Origin of the sequence: Serratia sp. (in: enterobacteria), from assembly GCF_051654945.1 — a bacterium.
GTDB lineage: Bacteria > Pseudomonadota > Gammaproteobacteria > Enterobacterales > Enterobacteriaceae > Chania.
The window spans coordinates 531,660-552,686 of the sequence record NZ_JBOFZA010000072.1; the positions used below are offsets into that span (position 1 = coordinate 531,660).

General features: G+C 53.3%; 15 protein-coding genes. 2 read left to right on the forward strand and 13 right to left on the reverse strand.

The features are described from left to right. Positions 1 to 19 precede the first annotated feature (19 nt). Entirely contained in the window at positions 20 to 244 is a 225-nt protein-coding gene (locus ACRDCA_RS13050) for a SymE family type I addiction module toxin (protein WP_438689891.1), read from the forward strand. Between the two features lie 206 nt (positions 245 to 450). Beyond that, positions 451 to 594, forward strand: a complete 144-nt coding sequence (locus ACRDCA_RS13055) for a SymE family type I addiction module toxin (RefSeq protein WP_438689892.1) — start codon at positions 451 to 453, stop codon at positions 592 to 594. Between the two features lie 73 nt (positions 595 to 667). Here ACRDCA_RS13055 and ACRDCA_RS13060 read toward each other — a convergent pair whose 3' ends face one another. From ACRDCA_RS13060 to tssH, 13 genes are all read right to left on the reverse strand, one after another. Beyond that, entirely contained in the window at positions 668 to 1,030 is a 363-nt protein-coding gene (locus ACRDCA_RS13060) for an SMI1/KNR4 family protein (RefSeq protein ID WP_438689893.1), read from the reverse strand. Positions 1,031 to 1,326: 296 nt separating this feature from the next. Then, the gene (locus ACRDCA_RS13065; protein ID WP_438689894.1) at positions 1,327 to 2,019 is read right to left on the reverse strand and encodes an Imm43 family immunity protein; all 693 of its coding nucleotides are present in this window, start codon (positions 2,017 to 2,019) and stop codon (positions 1,327 to 1,329) included. Continuing rightward, the gene (locus ACRDCA_RS13070; RefSeq protein ID WP_438689895.1) at positions 1,985 to 2,419 is read right to left on the reverse strand and encodes an AHH domain-containing protein; all 435 of its coding nucleotides are present in this window, start codon (positions 2,417 to 2,419) and stop codon (positions 1,985 to 1,987) included. Before ACRDCA_RS13070 ends, ACRDCA_RS13065 begins: the two co-directional genes overlap by 35 nt. A 168-nt stretch (positions 2,420 to 2,587) precedes the next feature. Next, positions 2,588 to 3,124, reverse strand: coding sequence for a hypothetical protein (locus ACRDCA_RS13075; RefSeq protein WP_438689896.1), 537 nt, complete (start codon positions 3,122 to 3,124; stop codon positions 2,588 to 2,590). Between the two features lie 11 nt (positions 3,125 to 3,135). Then, positions 3,136 to 7,785, reverse strand: a complete 4,650-nt coding sequence (locus ACRDCA_RS13080) for an RHS repeat-associated core domain-containing protein (RefSeq protein ID WP_438689897.1) — start codon at positions 7,783 to 7,785, stop codon at positions 3,136 to 3,138. A gap of 9 nt (positions 7,786 to 7,794) precedes the next feature. Further along, positions 7,795 to 8,232, reverse strand: coding sequence for a DcrB-related protein (locus ACRDCA_RS13085; RefSeq protein ID WP_438689898.1), 438 nt, complete (start codon positions 8,230 to 8,232; stop codon positions 7,795 to 7,797). Positions 8,233 to 8,241: 9 nt separating this feature from the next. Continuing rightward, positions 8,242 to 10,158, reverse strand: coding sequence for a type VI secretion system Vgr family protein (locus ACRDCA_RS13090; protein WP_438690153.1), 1,917 nt, complete (start codon positions 10,156 to 10,158; stop codon positions 8,242 to 8,244). A 385-nt stretch (positions 10,159 to 10,543) separates the two neighbouring features. After that, positions 10,544 to 11,947, reverse strand: a complete 1,404-nt coding sequence (locus ACRDCA_RS13095; RefSeq protein WP_438689899.1) for a VasL domain-containing protein — start codon at positions 11,945 to 11,947, stop codon at positions 10,544 to 10,546. Positions 11,948 to 12,007: 60 nt separating this feature from the next. After that, positions 12,008 to 15,541 (reverse strand): type VI secretion system membrane subunit TssM, encoded by a 3,534-nt coding sequence (tssM, locus tag ACRDCA_RS13100; RefSeq protein ID WP_438689900.1) that lies wholly within the window; start codon positions 15,539 to 15,541, stop codon positions 12,008 to 12,010. A gap of 31 nt (positions 15,542 to 15,572) precedes the next feature. Beyond that, complete coding sequence (tssA, locus tag ACRDCA_RS13105; RefSeq protein WP_438689901.1) at positions 15,573 to 16,961, reverse strand: type VI secretion system protein TssA; 1,389 nt, start codon at positions 16,959 to 16,961, stop codon at positions 15,573 to 15,575. Positions 16,962 to 16,966: 5 nt separating this feature from the next. Then, positions 16,967 to 17,635 carry a type VI secretion system-associated protein VasI gene (gene vasI, locus ACRDCA_RS13110; RefSeq protein WP_438689902.1) on the reverse strand — a complete coding sequence of 223 codons (669 nt, stop codon included), beginning with the start codon at positions 17,633 to 17,635 and terminating at the stop codon, positions 16,967 to 16,969. A 2-nt stretch (positions 17,636 to 17,637) separates the two neighbouring features. Continuing rightward, positions 17,638 to 18,420, reverse strand: a complete 783-nt coding sequence (locus ACRDCA_RS13115; protein WP_438689903.1) for a helix-turn-helix domain-containing protein — start codon at positions 18,418 to 18,420, stop codon at positions 17,638 to 17,640. Then, positions 18,417 to 21,020 (reverse strand): type VI secretion system ATPase TssH, encoded by a 2,604-nt coding sequence (gene tssH / locus ACRDCA_RS13120; protein ID WP_438689904.1) that lies wholly within the window; start codon positions 21,018 to 21,020, stop codon positions 18,417 to 18,419. Before tssH ends, ACRDCA_RS13115 begins: the two co-directional genes overlap by 4 nt. Positions 21,021 to 21,027 lie beyond the last annotated feature (7 nt).

Genomic DNA, 21,027 nt, shown 5'->3' on the forward strand with positions numbered 1-21,027 from the left:
ACTATCTGAGGTAGTTATCATGGCTAAGAGCGATTCTAAGTCAGGCACCACCGTAAATAAAGCACCCAAGACAACAAGCCATTACACCCTGGGCTATTCGCCCAACCGAGGTATCAAGAAGCCTGCGCCACAGCTGCTTATCAAGGGTTATTGGCTGGAAGAACTGGGGTTTTTAACCGGCCAGCCAGTCACGGTAAATATTGAACAGGGAAGATTGATTATTCAGGCAGAGGGAAGCGTATGAACGGAACGCATAGTATACAGGCAACCACGGGCAGGTTTATTCCTGAGATGATTATCGATGGCGAGGATATTACTAAGGCGGGATTTTTGGCGGGGGCTGTATTTAAAATAGAGCCATACTAAGATGGATTGATAATAAGCCTGATATCTGATGACGTAGAGATCCAACGGCTATTATTTGAAGTGGACGCAGATCCTAATATTAGTATGGACTGGATACGGCATAACGGCGAGTTGTATCTGGCAGAAGACTGGTTGACACAGTGCGGTCTGACCGGGCAACCGCTAGCGCTCAGCGTGATGCCTGGTAAGGTGGTGATTCAGGGACAGCAGGGTAATATATTGGCGTAGTAACAGATAAAAATAGCCGGGAAGATCTAGGGGAGATCCTCCCGACCAAACTATAGATATATCTTAATAAAAATCATGCTCGTAAATCATATAGATCTTTTGCTTCCTCATCCATATCTAGACTACCAAGAGCACCAAGATCTAAACTATAAATTTTATCACTATTATCTTTTGAGCAAATAAAATATCCAAGATCACCATCTAGTCCTATTAAAAAATAGTCCGGTTCAACATCTTGTATTGTATGCGTTTCATTTCTCTCAACAACATCCAGATAATTAAATATATAAACAGAGCCACCTTGCTTATTTTCTATCTCATAAATTTCCTTATCTTGTATTTCCTCAGATAAAAATTTCCTATACGCATCTGGTAATTTAATACATCTACTCAACTCTATGCGTTTTAACTCTTCTAAAACTTTATCTTTATCCATATACAACCGCCTTTATTATTAAAATGGCAATTCATAAAATATAAAATAGTAAAGTAGGCACAGACTGATTGAAGCATGGAGCATTACCTAATTAAGAAAAGATTGGATACAGAATAACAGCAGACTGTAACTTAGCTGGCACAGAACAGTCTTTATTAGGCGAGTACTTGGTAGAAACACGGTGATACCCTACAAGATGGTTATTAGGCGCATGTTAATATAATGACAGATAAAAAGCCTGAAAAGATCCTTAAGGAATCTTTTCAGGTTAGATTTAAAATTAGATCATTGTTGAATCAAGGCAATTTAGCCTTCACTTTCTTTAAAACCCTATTGGGTTCAAAATAATAATCTTTGCAATACTCAGAAAGTGCCTGTTCTAGAGGGACGATTTTAAATCCCGTAAAGCCATTTTTTTCTATAGATAATTTAACATCTTCATTAATAACCAATCTTAGACCGATAACAACTTTAGAGCTAAGTTGAAATACATCATAATCACTTAATGAATTCTCATTGAAAATTATTTTATTAGGTACTAATGAACCACGAGTAACATCCAATAAAATAGACTCTTTGTAATTAATGAAGTCGTGAGGCGGGAAAAATACATATTTATACTTCTTATCCGCAGACACACTCTCACCACCGCAACAAATGGATAAATCTTTTATATATCTGTTGGGCATCCTAAACTTGGAGATAACTCCCCAAAAAGCACTCGAAAAAATATGCCCCTGCTCCTTTCTATAATCGAAAGATATTTCCTTATCTTCTTCTAGATTTAAAAAAACATCATCCGGGCAGCTTTCATCCTCAATATAATAAGGAAAATCATATTTTGAAGCCTTAACTGGGTATGTTTTTCTTATATCAAAAACACCTTTTAAGTAGCGCTCTGTTTCATTGTAATTATTCATTAATAAATATAATTTACTCATCGCCAGACTCCGATTAATAAACTCTTCCACATTTTGTTTTTGGCACATCACCACTCCAGAGACGGCGTTTCAAATCCATCTGAAGTTTTTTCACTTCAATTCTCGCCTCTTTTGCTGTCAACTCTTTTGCATTAAATCTGTCTTTTATTAAAGATATTTCATCTGAAACAATTCCGGAGTAATTATCATGCTTCGAACGGTGGAACACTGCCATACCTTTTCCAAGGCCCTCTTTATAAGCGGCCTGACTTCCAGGAATATGGATACCATTCCCAACAGAATCCCTAGAACCACCCATTCCAATAGAGTTAAGGAAACTTTCGTGTGTTTTCCAAGTATCTACAGGAATAACATGATGCGCCTGTAATCGATCACCGACCTGCCCACCTAAAGCAGTATCTAAAACACTACTAGGCGATAATCCCTCTTGCAGGGGACTAGCTGACACCGCGCGGCCTTACCGGACAACTGCTGGCGATCAGGGTGATACCTGGCAAAGTAGTGATTCAAGTACAACGGGATAATGTGTTGGCGTAACAACAAGTAGATAAAAGCCGTAAAGATCCAAAAAGGATCTTTACGGTTTAAGTCAGTGTCCAATGGACGCCAATATATTTTAAACCTCACCAACCTCTTTAAAGAGGATCCCTCTAATATCACATTTCAGATTATCTACAAACCTTTCCGTCACAAAGTAGTTTGACGATAGAATCTCATCTCTAAATATCATCTCATTAAGAACATTATCTTTAATGAACTTATATTTTTCACTGCGATACATGTCTTTTATTTCATTCCTATCATTATATAAAAGAGATGGTATTTTCCTTGTGATATTTATGTAATTAAAATTACGATGGTTATCTGTTATTATTTTTAGACTTTCAGCATATTTCGTTATTTCAACTATTTCCTCAGACAGGTCAGGGGTAACATACAATAACCCAACATCGAAACATGATGCATTAAAATCTTCTCTACGATTCCTTTCTGATTTTGTCTTCCCATCAAAAATGTTAACGCGAAATGGTTTCCACGAGTTTATTAATGATTGACCTTCAAATGAAAGTATCTTGTCAGCTAAAGGATCCTGTGCATCCAAGACATAAAACTTATAACTTTCAGTGTCAGGTTCTATTAAAAAAATCTTCATGAACAAGATCCTTACCAAATTTTTTTGTTGAAAAGCAAATCATCACTTATTGCTCGAAGTTCGTCAAGAACCCCTTGTTTTCCACCTAATTTATCGGCAGATGTTAATCTTGTAACTACGTCCCTATAATACTTATCTGTATGAATAATTCGATGATAGGCTCCAGGTTGTATAGATTTTGGATCCATATGTTTTAAAAATATCCCATTCGCAGCAGAATCTATATGTATATCATGTTTCCCAAGAATTTTTCTTGCAACTTCAGCACGAGGATCATCCCACGCAACTATGTGATGAGCAGCCGAGCCTTTTACTTTATTCCACGCTCTGGCCATGTAACCTTCTGCTTGCGCCAAATTTTTATTAGCCTTTATCATCGCGCGGCCTAACGCTCGAGCACACCCAGCCAGCCCAAAAGGATCAATGCTTTCGTTAGGATTGTATACGTATCCATATGTATTCATTCCCCCCGCCAGCCCTATCGGGTCCGGCGTCAGATAACATCCTGCTTCGGGATCATAATACCTGAACCGGTTATAGCTTAGACCACTCTCTTCATCCAGCAACTGCCCTGCAAACCCCAGCCCCGGTTCCAGATGAAGATTGCGCCCACCACGATTACCCAGCGGCATTCCCCACAAAGATTTCGGGCCTTGCCGCCATTCCTGTTTTCCAGCCGGGTTAAAGAGCGCCAGTGGCTGCCCAGTTGGAGAGCACACAGCAAAATGCGTCTGCCACTCGGGGGATTCACCGGTTGCTTGTGCTCGCCATTCCTGCTGCGCCAGCAACTGCCAGCCATTAAATACCCAATGCCGTACTCTTTGCAACTCCCCGTGGCGATATTCCCGGATCTCCGCAATGGCGTCCCCGTCCCACAGGTAGGTTGTCCGCAGTCCCCGCAGCCCACACGCTTTACTGACTCGGCGACCCAGTACGTCGTACACATACTCCCAACGCTCACCGGCAGCATTCATCAGGCCAACCAACTGGTTCTGGCTGTTCCACTGGAAGCGGGTATACTCGGGTCGATAACCTTCCCGCTGTTCCCTACGTGCCGTCATCCTGCCTGCTGCATCATACTCAAACCAGCGATTGCCCAGATTTACCAGGCGGTGCCCCCGCCCGTAAATATCCTCATGGGCAATTTGCTGCCGCATGTCGACCTTGCGCTGCGTGGTATATCCGCTGGCATCATAATGATAGTGTTCACGCAGTTCCCGACCCTGACTTACCGAGACCACCTGATGATTACCATTCACCACATATCTCAATCGCTCTACATCATCATTCGCGGCTATCAGATTCAGGGCTGCATCGTAAACATAGTCGCGGTCAAGCCCGGCCAATGAAGGTTCCGGTAAATCACTCATTTCTTCGGCACTGAATATCCGCGCGTTGTAACCCGCACGCTGCCGTACCAACATCCCCATATCATCGTAGCTTTGGCTCAGTAAAAAACCGGCCTCACTACGACGCAGGGTTTCGTTGCCTAGCTCATCCTGACTTATCACCAAACCCTGGCCAGCGGGTAAGTCTATCTTGATCAACTCACCGGCAGCATTCACCACAAAGCGTGTACTCAATACTTCGCCAGCCTCCCCCTCAGGAGGCTGGATGTGCCTTATCAGGGTGTTATTTTCCTGATATTCATGCTGGATTATTCGACCATTTTGCGTCTTTTGTGTTAACCGGCCACGCTCATCGTAACTGAATGTCAGTTCGCCGTTATCTGGCCCCTGAATACTGACAACTTGCCCGAGCAGGTCATAACGGTAGCGTGTCTCTCCTTCCTCCGTGATTATCCGCGTCAAGCGCGAACAAACATCCCATTCATAATGGGTGACATGGTTAAGCATATCCCGCTTTTCTATGCAGTTACCATCTTCGTCATAACGGTAGTGCCATGCTGCTCCGGCATAATCCTCTTCTTTTACTACCCGGGCGCAGGCATCCAACGTATAGCGATAGCTTTCCCGCTGAGGGTTGATTACCTCAATCAGTTGTTGAGTGTCTTTGTCGTAAAGGTACTGCCAGCGGTTGCCTTCTCCATCAACACGGGCGCTCATCAGGTCAAAAGCACCGTATTCCATCCGCCACTCAACTCCGGAGGCATCGATATAATGCGTAAGGTTGCCATGACGATCATAGCCATAGCCTTCACGGCTGAAATTCGGCTTTGTGGTTTCGGCCAACTGGCCATAGCGTTGCCATGAGAACAGGTAGTGGCTGTGGTTGGGGAGTTGGACGCTCTCCGGCAAGTCGTGTTGATTGTAAGTAATGCGAGTTGTACGCGACATTTCGTCCACTACCGTATCCAGGCGATAATGTTCGTCATAGTCCAAACGTTGCTGGCTTTTGTCCGCATAATGGATGGCTTTTATCAACCCCGCCGGATTGTATTCCAACCGGACTTCCTCCCCATGGGGGCTTTCTTGTTTTTCCAGTCGCCCCTGCGCGGTGTAGGTCATTTTTGACACTTGCCCAAGCGGATTGGTGATGGTATCTACCAGTCCCGCCCCCGTGTAAGTATAGCTCCACACCTGTCCTGCTTCGTCAATGTAGGAGGTAAGGAAGTTGGTGCCTGGCAGGTAGGTAAACTGTTGGACTCGCCCTTGTGGAGAAATACGCTCAAGCAAGTTGTAATACTCATCAAACACAAAGCGCGTTAGCTGACCATTTGGCGTTTCTATCCCAGTGATATTATAGGCGGCATCACGCCAGTAAACTGTCACACCTCTGTCGGTGGTCACGCGTGTCGCGTCTTCCGAATAACTCAGTGCGCTGTTGTAATAATCTTCAGCGCCTTGAATAGCGATACACCGATTATGTTCATCGTAGGTAAAGGCGGCCCACGTCTTATCATTATCAGACCAGCGCACAATGCGTCCAGCGGCATCATAATCATAATAAAGATGGTAAAACTGGCGCGCATCAACTGCAATCAGCTGGCCATGATTGTCCTGAGTGTAACGCACCAGGGGGTCTGCTTCACCTTCTCTCACCACCTCACTTAGATACCCATTTGGGTGATAATAGAGTATCAGGGTAATACCATCGCTATGTTTTACCTGAGTCGCACGGCCAGAATCATCACGGGTAAAAACAATACGATTATTGTAGGGATCTGTGATAGCCCCCAACATCAGGACACAATTATGGCTAACCAGCGTTTCAACGCTCTCATTCAGATGAAAATGCCGACTTTCACGTGTTGTAATATCGAAGAGTTCGAATCCCCCTGAATGGCGGCATAAGACAAAGCCAGCACAGTAAGGATTGAATGTCATCATCTCGCCGGGTGCGAACTGGAAAGACAATAACTGTCCTTCTCCGGTGGTGATATCAACACGTTCACCCTCTTCACTGATTTGCGCACTTTCATTAAAACTATCGTACCAGCCTTTTCCTAAGATCCCGTGGCCATTTTCTCCTGTTAGATGCGTACGATAGAGATTCAAAGAAAGGGTTTGACCCAAAACGATGTCGTCTCGTTGTTCAATAAACTGCCCAGTCGCCGCATCAACAGGGTCCAGGATTCTTTGGATAAAGCGCCCAACGCCCTTTACCCCGTTTTTCGCCTTGGATAGCCCCTTGGAGATCATTCCCCCGCCCTTGGCCAGCATAGCTCCCAGACGTGAACCTTTAAGAACGCTTAATCCCTTAAATAAATTACCTAATTTACCCACAGCGCTGGCCGGCGGCAGGATATAACCCGCGATAGTCACTGCCCCTAAAATTTGTCGCATCCATGGCGGGAAATCAGCAGCAATATCCAGGTAGGTGACCTGTTGACCTCCAATAAAGACGTTTTCAGAACCGCTTTTGATCACAGCACTGCATTCCATCTTATCTCCCTTACGGGCGGCAGGCTGTCCGTTGATCATGACGGAATCACTGCCCTGAGCAATGCGCGGGGGCTTACTTTCTTTGCTACAGATAGCGGTATCACCTTCAGCCTCAGGCCAGTCGCTGTTCTTCTTGGTTTCGCCATGACCACCGACCATCTCGGCCACTTCACCAATCATCGAACCAACGGGAAACATCAGCAGCCCTGCCCCGGCGGTTAACCTATCAGCTACCGAAGCGTTCCCATTCATAACGGTATCTATGGCTTTGGACGGCGCATTGAGTATCCGCGTCCCCGCATCAACGCTCTTGTCAAAGACAGCCACAGCCATGTCCGTCCAGGAGTGTTCCTCAGGCTCTTCAGTTTCTGGCCCTATGTCACCAGCAATACTGATGTCTACACTCGGTGGGGGCTGTTTTGCCCCTGCTCTTGCCGCTGGTTTTCCATTGATAAGTACATTGGATGAACCAGTATTGATCGCTCCATCATTGTCAAAGAGATCGTCGACGCAGTCAGTCAATTGCTGCTGTTTCTCCTCAACATAATCACTTGTTGCTATGTTGGCACCAATGACCAATGGAATAGCCAACAGGCTTGCTCCCCCGGTTGCAGGTGCAAGGGCAATAGCGCCCAAAATGGCAAAACCACTGGCAATATTGACTAAAGCTCCGAGTACGGCACCGGCCAGTGCTCCCCAAAAGCTTTTATGCTTGATAACGTCACCCAGCCTGGCTGCTGGAGGCCCAGATTTCCTTGCACCAGCCGCTGCTCCAGCAACCGCACCTGCCGGTAATGATCCGCTTGAAGATGCCATACCTGTTCCTTAGCGTTGATTTTCCGTAATCAGGTCTTGCGCATGTGGCTTGAACGTCAATATATAGGCCAACATCCGCTCCTTTTGTCCCGCGCTCATTCCTTTTGATGATGACAACGTAAAAGTAATCAATTGATTACCTCTAATTTGCATCACAGCAACCTGATCTATTTTGCCTTCAGGACTCTGCCAACGGTAATCCAACAAATGAGCCGGTTCATCCGCTAATGTAATGATGCGATAGTCATTCTCTTGATATTTCTTCAAGTTATCTCGGAACTGACTGATAGTTTGCTGGTAAAACGCTTCTCTATCCGTAGCAAATGGCAGGGTCAGGCGTGTAATAACAATGTTCAGGCCACTGTTATCCTGCGCAATCAGCGCGTTCATGGTTTCATCCTGCCAGTTTTCTGGCATTTCGAGCGTTCCTTCGTTTATAACGTACATACTTTTTCCTTAATTAAGATTGATCCCTGCGCTGCCAGTGATCACGATCGACTTACCGTCAATAACGATATTTCCGGCTTTATCTATAGTGATTGAACCTAATAACGACTCCCCTGAGCCAACTCCAATAACGATGCTGCCACCCTGCGAGATGATAGCGATGTTATTCTTGACGATAAGCGTCTCTGCTTCATGGACGCGGGTGGTACGAGATTTGACAACTGTCTCAATTTTGCTGCCGCTCACAGTAAGTCGCTGATCTTTAGTGACAGTCTCAACATGTATCCCTTTAACCGTAGTCGTTTTGTCATTAAGCACTGTCGTACTCATATCCCGCTGAGCATGCAGATGCAGCCCCTCCCCCCCCTTCGCATCCTCGAACCGCAGTTCGTTAAACCCCTCGCCCTTATGGGTCTTGGAGCGGAACGCCATCTGGGTTTTACTGGCCGGCAGCGATCCCGGCGGGATGTTGTTGGCGTGATAGGTACGCCCGGTGACGATCGGTTGGTCCGGATCTCCATGCAGGAAATCCACTACCACTTCCTGGCCAATACGCGGAATGGCCAACATCCCCCAGCCCTGCCCCGCCCACGGCTGCGTCACGCGGATCCAGCACGAGCTGTTGTCGTTACTTTCCCCGTAGCGGTCCCACAGGAATTGCAGGCGGATACGACCGAACTCATCACAGTAGATTTCTTCCCCGGCGGGCCCCACCACCATCGCGATCTGCGGGCCGTCCATGGCCGGTTTGCTCATCGGCGAAGGCCGCCAGGTCTGGGTATGCGGGATAAAGGTAAACTGGTTGCTCAGCGTCGTGCCTTGCCCAGCGGACTCTTGCTCCAGCGCCTGCGGTTGGCTGCCGCTATGGGCAACACTCAGCACTTGCCACTGGTGGTTCAAATCCCCACGCGGGTGACTGGTCAAGGTAAACAACTTGCCCGGATGCAGGGCAAAATCATTACTCTGCCCTTGCCCCAGGTTGGCATCGTTACGCAGCGCTTCCAGACGATAGCGGGTGAAATCCTTGCCGTGCTTTTCGTCTTTGAAACGCCCAGGGAAATCGAAGTGTTCGTAGTCCGGGCGCTGGTTTTGCAGTTCATTGGCCTGTTTGTCGAACGTCCCCCGCCACTGCGGATCCTTGAAGGTGTAATCCTTCAGTTGCACCATGGCGGTTCGCACCTGCGCACTGCGGGTGAAGGTGGTGACGCACAGTTCCAACGCTTGAGAGGCTACACCCGGATTGTACGGCAGCGTCACGCCCTGCGGCATCGTGCCCACATCATCGGCATACACTACGGTGTTTTTGCCTTCGGTGAATTCGAAGTAGTAGAAAATCCCCTCTTCGGCGGCCAGGCGCTGGATAAAGTCAAAATCCGACTCCTGATACTGCACGCAAAACTCGCGCGCCGGGTGCGGATAGCGCAAGCCAAAGGCCACGTCGGTGATGCCGTTTTCTTTCAGCAAGGTGGTGATGATGTCTTCAATGGTCTTTTGCTGGAAGATACGCGAGTTGCGCCGCAGGGTGGTACGCCACAGCGCCGGGCGGATCACCATGCTGTAACGGGTCTGGTGTAAACCGGTATCGCCCTGTTCAAAGCTGGCCACCATGCCGGTGATGCTGCGTTGCAGCACGCCCTCACGCCAGACGAACAGCGTGGCATCCTCATCCAGCACCGCGGAAAAATCGATCGCCGGATCGGCACTGGCCAGGCCCACGTTCAGCACAAAGGGGGAAGAGAGCATCTCGGTCAGACTGAAGTCCGCTACCACAAAGGTCTGCGGTGGCAAACCCACCGCCGTGAGCGTGAACTGTAAACCACTCGGCTGCGCGCCGCCCATCAGGGCACCGGCAGCGGATGAGGCCAGGGAACCGGCGCTACCCCCACCGGCAAAGTTCATCGGTTTCACGCCTGCGGAGGACGCCATGCCTGCCGCACTACCGCTGCTGACAATGTTCATTGGCTTCACACCTGCGGCTGAAGCGATGCCCGCAGCGCCACCGCCGCTGACAATATTCATCGGCTTCACGCCTGCGGGGGGCACCATGCCCGCTGCGCTACTGTCGGTGAATACGTTCACCGCCTTCTTCGCGATACCGGCCATCGACTCCGCCTGTTTGGCAACATTGGCAGCCTTCGCCGCCACCTTGCCCGCCTTGCCGCCAATAGCGCCAGCTGCGCTGCCCACCATATCCGCCACCTGATCGCCACTTACCGACGGCGTCTGTGAGGCCACAATGTTCTTCGGCTGCACACCGCCCTTAAGGCCGTTTTTCTTATCATCAGCAAACATATCTATTCCTTCCTGGAGGTTAACGGGCAGGCGCTACCTGCTGTGTTAATTGGTGATAACGACTGAGCAATGCATTCCAACGTTCGTCTATCTGTTTGAGCAGCAACGGTGACGCGGGCTGCTGCCGATCCACCGAAACGGCGAGTTGCCGTAGCAGCTCTTCCAACGGCGTTTCACGGTTCAATTCGTTTTGCATCTGATAAACCTGCGTTTTCAGATATGAGAGCGTCAGGCTACCGCGCGTCTGTTCCTGTTCGAGCAACTTGTCCGACAGCGCCTGCAAGCGCTGTTGCACCTGGTAATAGCTGCTATCGGCCCGTTCACTGCCAAGCCGCGCCTGCAACAACCGCTGCCAACGCTGGCTTTGGGCGATCTGCTCCGGATCCGTCGGCCACAGTTGATTGGCCAGCGCGATCGACGCGTCGGCGGTACGCAAACCGGCCAACGGCGAGAGGTTTTCCAGGGTGCTCAGTTGCTGGCCATAGCCGTCCAGCGTAGGCTGAGTCAGCCACAGCTGCACCGCAGCTTCCGGGGTTGCGGCCAACCCGGCCAGGCGCTCTTGCAGGGGTTTGACCTGTATCAGGTAAGCCGCTCCGGCAACCAGCAGGCTGCACAGTACGCCACTGCCAAATCCCCAACCCCATCCTGCCGAGGCACGTTTGGTGGCCACGGGAGCAGCCGGCGGCGCGGCGTTAAAACGCACTTCCACATTCGGCAACGGCGCCTCTTCTGGTGGCTGCGGTCTCACTACGGGTTCTTCGTAACGCGGCGGCGCTTCCCCCGCTGCCGGTTTGGGCTCGGTGAACACCGTGCGGATCGGCTCCGTTTCCGGTACCGAGAGATACACCATCGGCGGCATCTTCAACGGTTGCGCTGGCGGCTGTTTGGCCGCTTCATGGGCGGCCTCAAGCCGTTTGGCGGTGTTCTGCATCAGGTACAGCAGGTTTTCAATACGCGGCACGCGCTTGAGTTCGACCTGTTGCAGTTTGTCGCACAGCAGTTGCAGCGCCCGCTCGGCGCGGTATATCAGCCGCAGATCGTCAATGACGAACTCATGCTGGCGCAGTTGGTTACCGACGCGGGCGTTGAACCATTCCAATATTTCCGAGCGGGCCTGCTGCTGTTCTGGCCACAGCCGATCCCACTGGCTAACCACCATGCCGGCCAGCAGCTCACAGCTTTCGGTGAACCCGGCCAGCCCGTGCTTTTGCGTACGCGCCAGGGCGTAATAAGCCGTGGTTTGCAGATCGACCCCGTTGGTGCGGAACAACGTCAGCGCCAGGGACTCAATCAGGCGCCAGTTAACCTCTGGCCGTGCCGGATGGTTGATCTTGTTGATCTCTTCACGAATAGCGCTGAATTCCGGCCACTGGCGCGGGTCGCCACCGGTTTGAATAATGATATTTTCTGAGGCGTCGCTCATGCGGACTCATCCTTAAGGCGTCTCTCTGCCAAACGAGGCAGAGAGACGAGATAACAACGATTAATACAGCGTGTCTGGCAGGGAGAACTTGCTGAACAGACCGCCAGCGAACGGGTTATCGGACTCGTCCACATGGATGCGGTAAGTCATCTCGCCGCCGTCCACCTTGAAACGGACGTCGAACGAGTTGGTCCCGACGTTGGTCAACTCACCGGCATTGATCAGCCGCAGTTGGGCCCAAGGGCCGCTGAAGCTGAGGGAGCGCGGTGACTTGCCGTTTTCATCCGGCACCAGCGTGACCTTGCTTTCTACCCCGGCGCGCATGGAGTTAGGCCAAACCAGATGCACCATGTTGCTGCGGCCATGGGCGTAGTCCAGTAGTTGTCCGTCCAGGTTCAGTACGCTGCGGCGCTTGTTGCCGCTCAGCAACACCGGTTCGATGGCGAACTGACTGCCCAGACCGTTTTGCGCCGAGAAGAAGGTGTCGCGGATCTTCTGGGCCTGTGCCAGCTGTTGCAGCACATCCGGGCGGATCAACAGTTGACCGTCGTTGCCGCTGCTCAGGTTGTTGTCCACAAACGGTTTCAGGTTCTGCTGATAGAAGCTGTCGAGGGTGCCCTTCGGCCCGAAGAAGCGCTCAAACTCGCTCAGCGGGACGTCCTGCTGCGATTTAGGATCGAACGGATAACGGCCCGCCAGATAGGTCTGATACTGTTTCACTACCGTATCGTTCCACTCGACTTCCAGCGATTGGATCGCTTCCATCATCACCACGCGCCAGGCCTGATCGGCCAAGTCGCCCACCCAGCGGTTCAGCGGCTCCGGCAGGTTTTTCGCCAGTTGCTGCACTTCAAAGATCGGGTCGCTGCTGTTTTGATCCAGACGCAGCTGCACCGCCTTCATGGCCGCTTTACCCGGTGCCGGTGAGTTCTGGATCGCCAGCAGGTAACGGTGCAGTTCGGTCAGTTTCTGGTAGACGCTTTGCAGCACGCTGCCCTTGTCACCATTTTCCACCAGCGCACCGGTTTCCGGCGCGAACTCGCGGTTGATGCGGCCCAGCAGTTGATAATCGGATTTCTGCAACAGCTCCTGGCGTTCTTTGCCCTGCAACGCGGCAGGCAGTTCTGGCAGACGCGTGTTATCGCTCAGCGTTTGTAAAGCACGGCGGAAAGGCTGCTCGCCGCTGATCACCTGTTCAATAGCACTGATGGCCTGCGGCAGATCTTCAAACTCGCCAACCGACAGGTTGTTCATCGCCGCACGCCAGGTGGCGGTATAGTCACCGATATACTGCTCGGTCACCTGCCGCTGGATCTCTTTACGATCCGCCTCGCTATACTCGACATTTTTGGTGAGATTCAGCACCCAGCTGTCCATCACCGTCAGATCGACCAACTGGTCATCCTGCTTGACGAAGTAGCTTTGCAAACCGTTACGCGTCAGGAACTGCGGAACCACCAACAGGCGATCGTTGCTGGAGACAAACACATCGTCAAAGCTGGCTCCGATCTGGTCACGCAGGTTCAGCGCCGGTGGCAGCGCATCCTGCGCCTTGATCCGCAGGTTCTGGTAAACCCGCTGATAGATCGACAGCTTGCTCAGCTCACGCTGGGCCGCTTTGATCGGCTGGAGATAAGGGACAAAGCTCTTGATGGCCACCTGATCGCCACTTTCCCGCGCGGCATGCCAGTCGGTATGCTTCAACGCATAGTCAAGATGGCCCATCAGCTGCTGTTGCAGCTCGCGCTGGCCGTTAAACTGCTGGCTCCAGCGATCGCCCATATACTGTTCCACCAGCGCAATATTGCGGCCGCTGCCGTCTTCCAGCATGCGCATCACGCGCAGGATTTCGAGTTTCTCCTCGCTGCCCGGCGGTGCGGCATTCAGCTGTTCCAGCAGGCCGCTCATCAACGCGGGGACATAGCGCTGTTGCAGCAATTGCAGGTAGGTACTTTCCACGTAAGGCCCAATGTTGCTGCCTTGATACAGCCCCATATCCGCCAGCAGGCTGTTACGTTCATGGTAGTTACCATAAGCCAGCGTGGCGTCACGGATCGGATTGAGCAGCGGCAATTGCAGGTTGCCAAAGCGATCGTCACCCTTCGGCGTCGGGATCGACAGGAAGGTCTTGGCCTGGGCCAGCACTTCTTGCCCAGCACGGTAGTTGCTCTGATAGTAGTAATGCCAGCAGCCCCACAGCGTCGCCGCCACTACGGCGGCGACACAGGAGAAGACCATCAGGCGTTTTTTGGAATCCCGCAACCAGAGGCCGTTTTCACCTGCCAGATTCGGCTCTGCCAACAGCACCTGGTTAAACAGCTCTTTGGTGAAGTACGGCGCGGTATCGGCCACCGGCCAGGTGGGGAAGGCCTGCGGCGCAAGATGATACTGTACGGCTGCGGACTGGGTGAATACGTCATCCATCTGGCCACGCTGCTGGGCAGAGGTCAGGTAGACACCGCGTAGCAGGGTTTGCGCATGGTCGCCGCTGTAGAGCACGCCATCGAGCAGTTGCACCACATACTCTTGCAGCCCCTGCATCTGGCGGGTAAAGCTGAACAGTTGGCTGCGTTGCCCGGCATCGACGCTGTTGAGCATCATGTCCGGCATCGCCGCGTTAAGTTGCGCGATCCAATGCTGCCAGAACTCCTGCAGCTCCTTACGCCACACCTCCGGATCGGCAGTATTCAGGCTGAACGTCACGCCAAGCACCGCTTCGCGCTGCGCCTTGTCCAGCGTCTGGTACATCGCTTCGAATCCGTACAGCAGGTCCATTTTGGTAAACACCACGTACAGCGGTATCTGGCTATGCAGCGCCAGATGCACATCCTGCAAACGCTGATGGAGGCTGGCTATGATGTTTTCGCGCTGGGCCTTGTTCGCCGTCAGCAGTTGATGCAGATCGACGGTCAGGATCAGGCCGTTCAGCGGCTGGCGTTTGCGCTGTTCAACCAGCCAGGCCAGCAAGCTTTGCCACAGGCGGCTATTGAGTGCCGCTTTGCCTACGATCGACAGCGTCGGCTGTTCGATCAGTTCTCCCGCCGGATCGATCAATACCGCCTGCTCACCCAGCCAGCAGCGCACATGCAGCTGACCGGCGTCTTCCACGCTGGTCAGCTCCGGATTGGCGATTTCGGTGATCTTATAGCCTTCTTTGATCAGGGTACTCTTACCGCTGTTACGGGTGCCGATCACCATGTACCAAGGCAGGCGATAGAGATAAGCCGGGGTGTTCAAACGGCGTTGCAGCTGTTGCTTCCAGACGCTCAGATACTGGTTCTGCTGCGCGATATCGGCCAGGATCGGATCGTCGACCTGCGTTTTGGCCTGCAACTGCAATTTTTCCAGCTGTTGCAGACGCCGCACCATCTTGAGGGTAAGCCAGCAAACGGCCAGCAGCACCACCAACGCGGTCACCAGCCAACGGCTCAGCAAAGGCTCAAACGGCTGGTAGTCCTTCAGCTTCCATTCCGGCCCGTAAACCCATACCCAAATCAGGCCCATGCAGGCCAGCAGCGCCAATACCACCGGCACCGAGGCTTTGATACGCGGCATGGCTGGCCGTGCAAACTGAATAAAAGAGGGCAATCTCATAGTTTAACGCTCCTGTTTCCTTCCCTGGCCATCACGGCTTGAGCTGCCGCTGTTTGTCGGCCAGCAAGGCGATCAACGTGGGTTCCCATTCGCTCAGCTGTATCTGCTGGCCCACTTGCAGCAGGCCGTGATAATGCTGCTGCGCCAGCGTCGTCATGCCCGCTTTTTCGAGCAGTTGGGCACTGAGCAATTGCAGATAAAAACGATCCCTGGGTGCGGCCTGCTGTGATTGTCGATCGATCATCTGTAACGCGGCTTCCAGTCCTTGCTGTTGATAGCATTGCCAAATTTCATCCTGTTCAATTGTGTTACCTCCCCCTTTCGCACCCGTATCCTGCTGTAACCAGTTGGCAGACTCTGGGGAGAGGAATGGCGTCATATCGGTAAAGCAGAGCGTGGTTAATGCCGGCATCCGCGCGATAAAGGCGATCAGCTCATCGCGGATGGCCTGTGCAACCTCGGTGTACCCGAGCCGAATGGCGATCTGCGCCGAAAGCGCATGACCATCCAACCAGTACGGCGCCAGCGCCAGGCTCTGCTCCACCTGCTGCCACAAGGCCAGATCCGCCGTAGCGACTCGCCCCAGGTAATCGGCCATGCGATCGACAGAAAAGGCCGCCAGCGGCGTGCGCCCATCGGCCTGCGCGATCGGCGGTGCACTCAAACTACCCCACAGGGCATGGCGACGCAGACGGAAACCAATAGCCACGTCGGGGTGCAGTTCGCACAGCAAATCCGCCATTTTCAGCAGCGTCTGCCGCCAGGCTTTATCACTGGAACTATCAATGCTCAGGCTAGGGCTGATCGTTCTGGCTGATGGTGCAGAACCCGCATTGGACTGCGGATGTTCTTCCTCCTGGATCACCGGCTCAACGGTGCGGGTCGGCAACCGCGCATAGCTGACGCGCAGGCTATCCACATCTTTGGCCAGTGCCGGTTCATCGCTATGCCAAACCTGGGCCAGACGCGCCAGCAAACCTTGCACTTCCTGGCGTTGGTCATCCGTCGCACGTTGGCTAAAGCTGTCGCTGGCGCTATCAAAGCGCTTGAGGATCTGCTGGGCAAAGCGACGTTTATGCAGCGGGTTCAGCGGCCAGGCGCTGGTCCAGAAATGCTTCACGTAATCGGTCAGCAAGGAGACCGCCAGGATCAGCTCGCCCGGTTGGCCGCCGTGCTGCAAAGTACGCAGCAGGTGCGCCACCAAACGGAAGTCTTTGCTTTTTTGCGACAGCAGAGACATCGCCTGTTGTTGCAGATCCTCGATATTCAGTGAGCTGTGGGTCAGTGAACCCACCTTGACCATCTGGCTGTCGATATGCTCCCATTGCGGATCGTCGTCGGCCAACGCCTTTGCGGTCTGCTCGGGCGTCAGCGGGGCCAGCAATAATGCATGCCAGGGATGTTGTGACGTGCTATCCATAGTCCTCACCAATGACAGGCGTTACGCAGCGGTTTTAGCGCCGGCGTTAACTGCGAAATATTAAATGTCAGGCGGGGAAACCCGCCGTTTGTCCCGTCGATCGTCAGCGTCTGTGCCGACATCAACCGTTTGATTTCATCAATCCCAGCCAGGCCCCGGCTGGACTCCAGCAGATAGCCGTTTTCACGCAGGAACCACTGCACGTTAAACCGGTCGTTATCCGCCGTTAGCGTTACCGCTCCGTCTTTTTGCGGGCCGACCAGGGCGATCTGCAAGCGGGTGATGTTGTCGATGCAGCTCAGCATCAGCACCGGCCGCGGTGGCTGCATTCCCAGCGCTGGCGTGGTCAACACCACCTGCGGGTTATTGCCCTGCCCAACGCTGACGAGAAACGCCGTCGAATGATCGCGGCGGCCCTTTTCCTGCGCCATGGCTCTTTGCCAGGCTGGCCCGGCCTGGTACTGGCCGCTGTTGGCACTGCCACTGCCCGCTGACAACGCGTTGTCATAGCAGTCCAGACGCAGCAGCGGCGAGTTTTCACTACGGCAGCTCAATACCCGCGCCAACGTATGCGCATCCCCTTCGGGCTGTGACAGCGCCAGGCTACTTAGCCACTCGGTGGCAGAATGGCTGCCAGAAACCAGTAACGAACCGATCAATAACCACGTATTCATAGCTAACACCTGTATTTCGCCAACTTGTAACCCAGGGTGCGCGTCGTGATCCCCAGGCTGTCAGCGATGCGGTTTTTGTCATTGCCGTACAGACGCTGGCGCTGCGTCAGTACCGCGGCTTCAAAAGCCTCCACCGCGGTAGACAGGTTATCTATCTTGCTGTAATCGCGTGAAAGCTCCGGCGAGGTAGAGACGTCGGCGGTACTCAGCGAAACCATCAGCTCATCCAGCTGTTTTTCACGCACCTTGAACATCGACCGCAGCTGGACCAGCTGCGAACGCAGATGATCCATCTCTTGCAACTTGTTGAGACGATGCTGAAAAACCTGGCAATAGATGGCAAACATGCCGCGGCTGTCGACGAAGCGTTCGATATCTGCGGCAAACACCGCAATCACCCCACAGGCCCGCTCCTGAAAATCAAACAGCGGCACGCCATACATGCTGCAACCGTTCGGCAACGCCTCTATAAAGCCGCGAAAGCCGTCATCTTCGATGCGCACTCCGCGATCGAGCGCGTACCAGACCTCGGGCGCACCGTTACGCAGCACCCGCACCAATGGATGGTTGGTGTCTTCGATATCGGCTTCCAGTTTCACCGTGGCGCGCCGGTTGGCATCGGACAGGCGGAGACACTCCAACTGCCCTTCGCTGGCGTTGAACATCGCCACCATCAAACCGTCGAAACCGTGACGGTGGTGATCCAGCGTCAGAAAGCCATGCACCAATTGTTCGACCGAATCGTTTTCCAGCAGAGCCAGTAAGCATTTCAGCCGTTGCCTCATAGCGCCTCCTCGACCTGTGCGATGAACGCATTTCCCTCCGTGGCGATACGGATATGGCTAATCGCCGCGCCTGCCGCCATTTTTTGCAACAGCAGTAAGGAAACCGGTGGCAACAGCGCGCCGTCGATAATCGACTCCAGCATGCGTGCGCCGTTCTCTGCACGGGTGGCGCGCAGCAGGATCTCCTCGATCACCTCAGGTTCAATCACCACTTCGGCGTTAAAGCGCTGGCGCAGCAGGTTATCCAGGCGTTTGAGTTTGCCGTGGATGATGGTTTGCAGCGTGTCCTTGCCGAGCGGCAGGTACGGCACCACTTCCATACGCGCCAACAGGGCGGGTTTGAAGAAAGCCGCGAGTTCGGGGTAGAGCAATTCACCCAGCAGTTCCGGCTGTGCGGCGTGATCGACAATGGTCTGATAACCAAGGTTGGACGTCAGGAAGAACACCACGTTTTTACAGTCGATGATGCGGCCTTCGCCATCGGCCAGTTCACCCTTGTCGAACGCCTGATAGAACAGGTTAAGCACGTCGGGATGGGCTTTTTCCACCTCATCGAGCAGCACCACCGAATACGGTTTTTGACGGATAGCCTCGGTCAACACGCCGCCTTCGCCATAGCCTACGTAGCCCGGCGGTGAACCGATCAGGCGCGAAACGGTGTGTTTTTCCTGGAACTCAGACATGTTGATGGTGGTGAGATAATGGCGGCCACCGTACAACAGCTCGGAGATCTGCAATACCGTCTCGGTTTTACCGACGCCGCTTGGCCCCACCAGCAGGAAGGCACCCATTGGGCGGCCAGGACGACGCAGGTCGGCCCTGGCGGTCAGCAGATGCTGATGCAGGCAGTGGATGGCGGTTTCCTGGCCTTTGATCTGTTCGCCAAGATACGTCGGCAGCTCGGTGACTACCGCCAGTTCACTCTGCGACAGGCGGTTTAACGGTACGCCGGTCCACTCGGCGATCACCGCCGCGATCTGGTGTTTATCCACGTGCGGGGAAACCAGCGTCTGATGCTGCTGCAACTGCTCCAGCTCGGCACCCAGCGCCGCCAGATGGGTAGCCTGTTGCTCCGTCGCATTCTCTTCCTGCGTCAGTAACTCTGCCCGCAGGGCGATAATCTGCTGCACCAGCTGCTGTTGGGTTTGCCAACTGGCGTTGAGGGCGTCGAGCTGCTGTTCGATCTCTGCGCGCTGTAGCTGCAACACGGATAAACGCTCATCCGGCTGGCTGAGGTTGAGGCGCTGCTCACGTTCCAGCATCTGGATTTCCATCGCCTGCTGGTGCAACTGGGTTTTCAGTGCCGAAACCTGGCGCGGTGCTGAAGTCAGGTTGATCGCCACCCGCGCGGCGGCGGTATCCAGTACGTCGATCGCCTTGTCCGGCAGTTGACGACCTGAGAGATAGCGATCGCTGAGCACCGCAGAGGCCTGTAGCGCCTCGTCGTCGATCAGTACGCCATGCGCCTGTTCATAGATGGTGCGCAAGCCACGCATGATCACCGTCGCTTCTTCGGCACTCGGCTCCGAGACTTTCACCAATTGGAAACGGCGCGACAGCGCGGCGTCTTTCTCAAAATACTTTTTGTATTCACTCCAGGTGGTAGCAGCGATGGTTTTCAGTTCACCGCGCGCCAACGCCGGTTTCAGCAGGTTGGAAATATCCAGGCCACCCTGCTGATTACCCGCGCCGATCAGCGTATGGGCTTCATCAATAAACAGGATGATCGGCGTGGCCGACTGGGCAACTTCCGCCATGATCCCTTTGAAGCGCTTTTCGAACTCGCCTTTGACCGCAGCACCGGCCTGCAACGCGCCGAGATCGAGCGTCATCAGTTCGCTGTTGCACAGTTTTTCCGGCACCTGGCCGTCCACGATGCGCAGCGCCAGGCCTTCGATTAAGGCGCTTTTACCCACGCCGGCCTCGCCCACCACGATCGGGTTGTTCTTGCGGCGGCGGCACAGGATATCGATCATCAGGTCGATTTCCTCATCGCGGCACAGCACCGGATCCAAGGTGCCTTTGCGGGCCTGTTCGGTCATGTTGCTGGCATAGCGCGCCAGCAGGCTTTCGCCATTGGCGGCGGCAGCGGTGGTGTTATCGCCCGCCTTGGCCACCTGTGGCGCTTCCGCCGAATCCGCCGTCCAGTCAGCAAAGTTCTGGCGCAGCAGTTCGCGGTTAACCGGGGATAACAGGCGGCTGGCCGCCGGAGTCAGGTAGCGTAATGGACTCAGCAGCAGGGTCAACAGCATCACCCCGCCGCGCAGTTGGCCGTGCTCCATCTCCGTGGAGGCCAACAGCCAGCTATCCTGCAACCACTCCACCAGCAGCGGGGAGAAACTGGGGTAAGCCTGCGTGACCGACTGATAGCCGGAAATGCGCTGGTCAAGCAACTCCCGCAGCTCATCCGTTGCCACACCTGCGTGGTTGAGGATTAACCTGACGTCGCTTAACGGGGTGGCGATCAGCTGCATCAATACCTGGGCAACCGTAATCTCAGCTTCCTGCTGACTGACACAGTGTGCCGCCGCCGCTTCCAGGGCATGGCGGGCGATAGGATTAAGGCGGTTTACCAGCGTGGGCAAGTCAATTTGAATCATCTGTGCT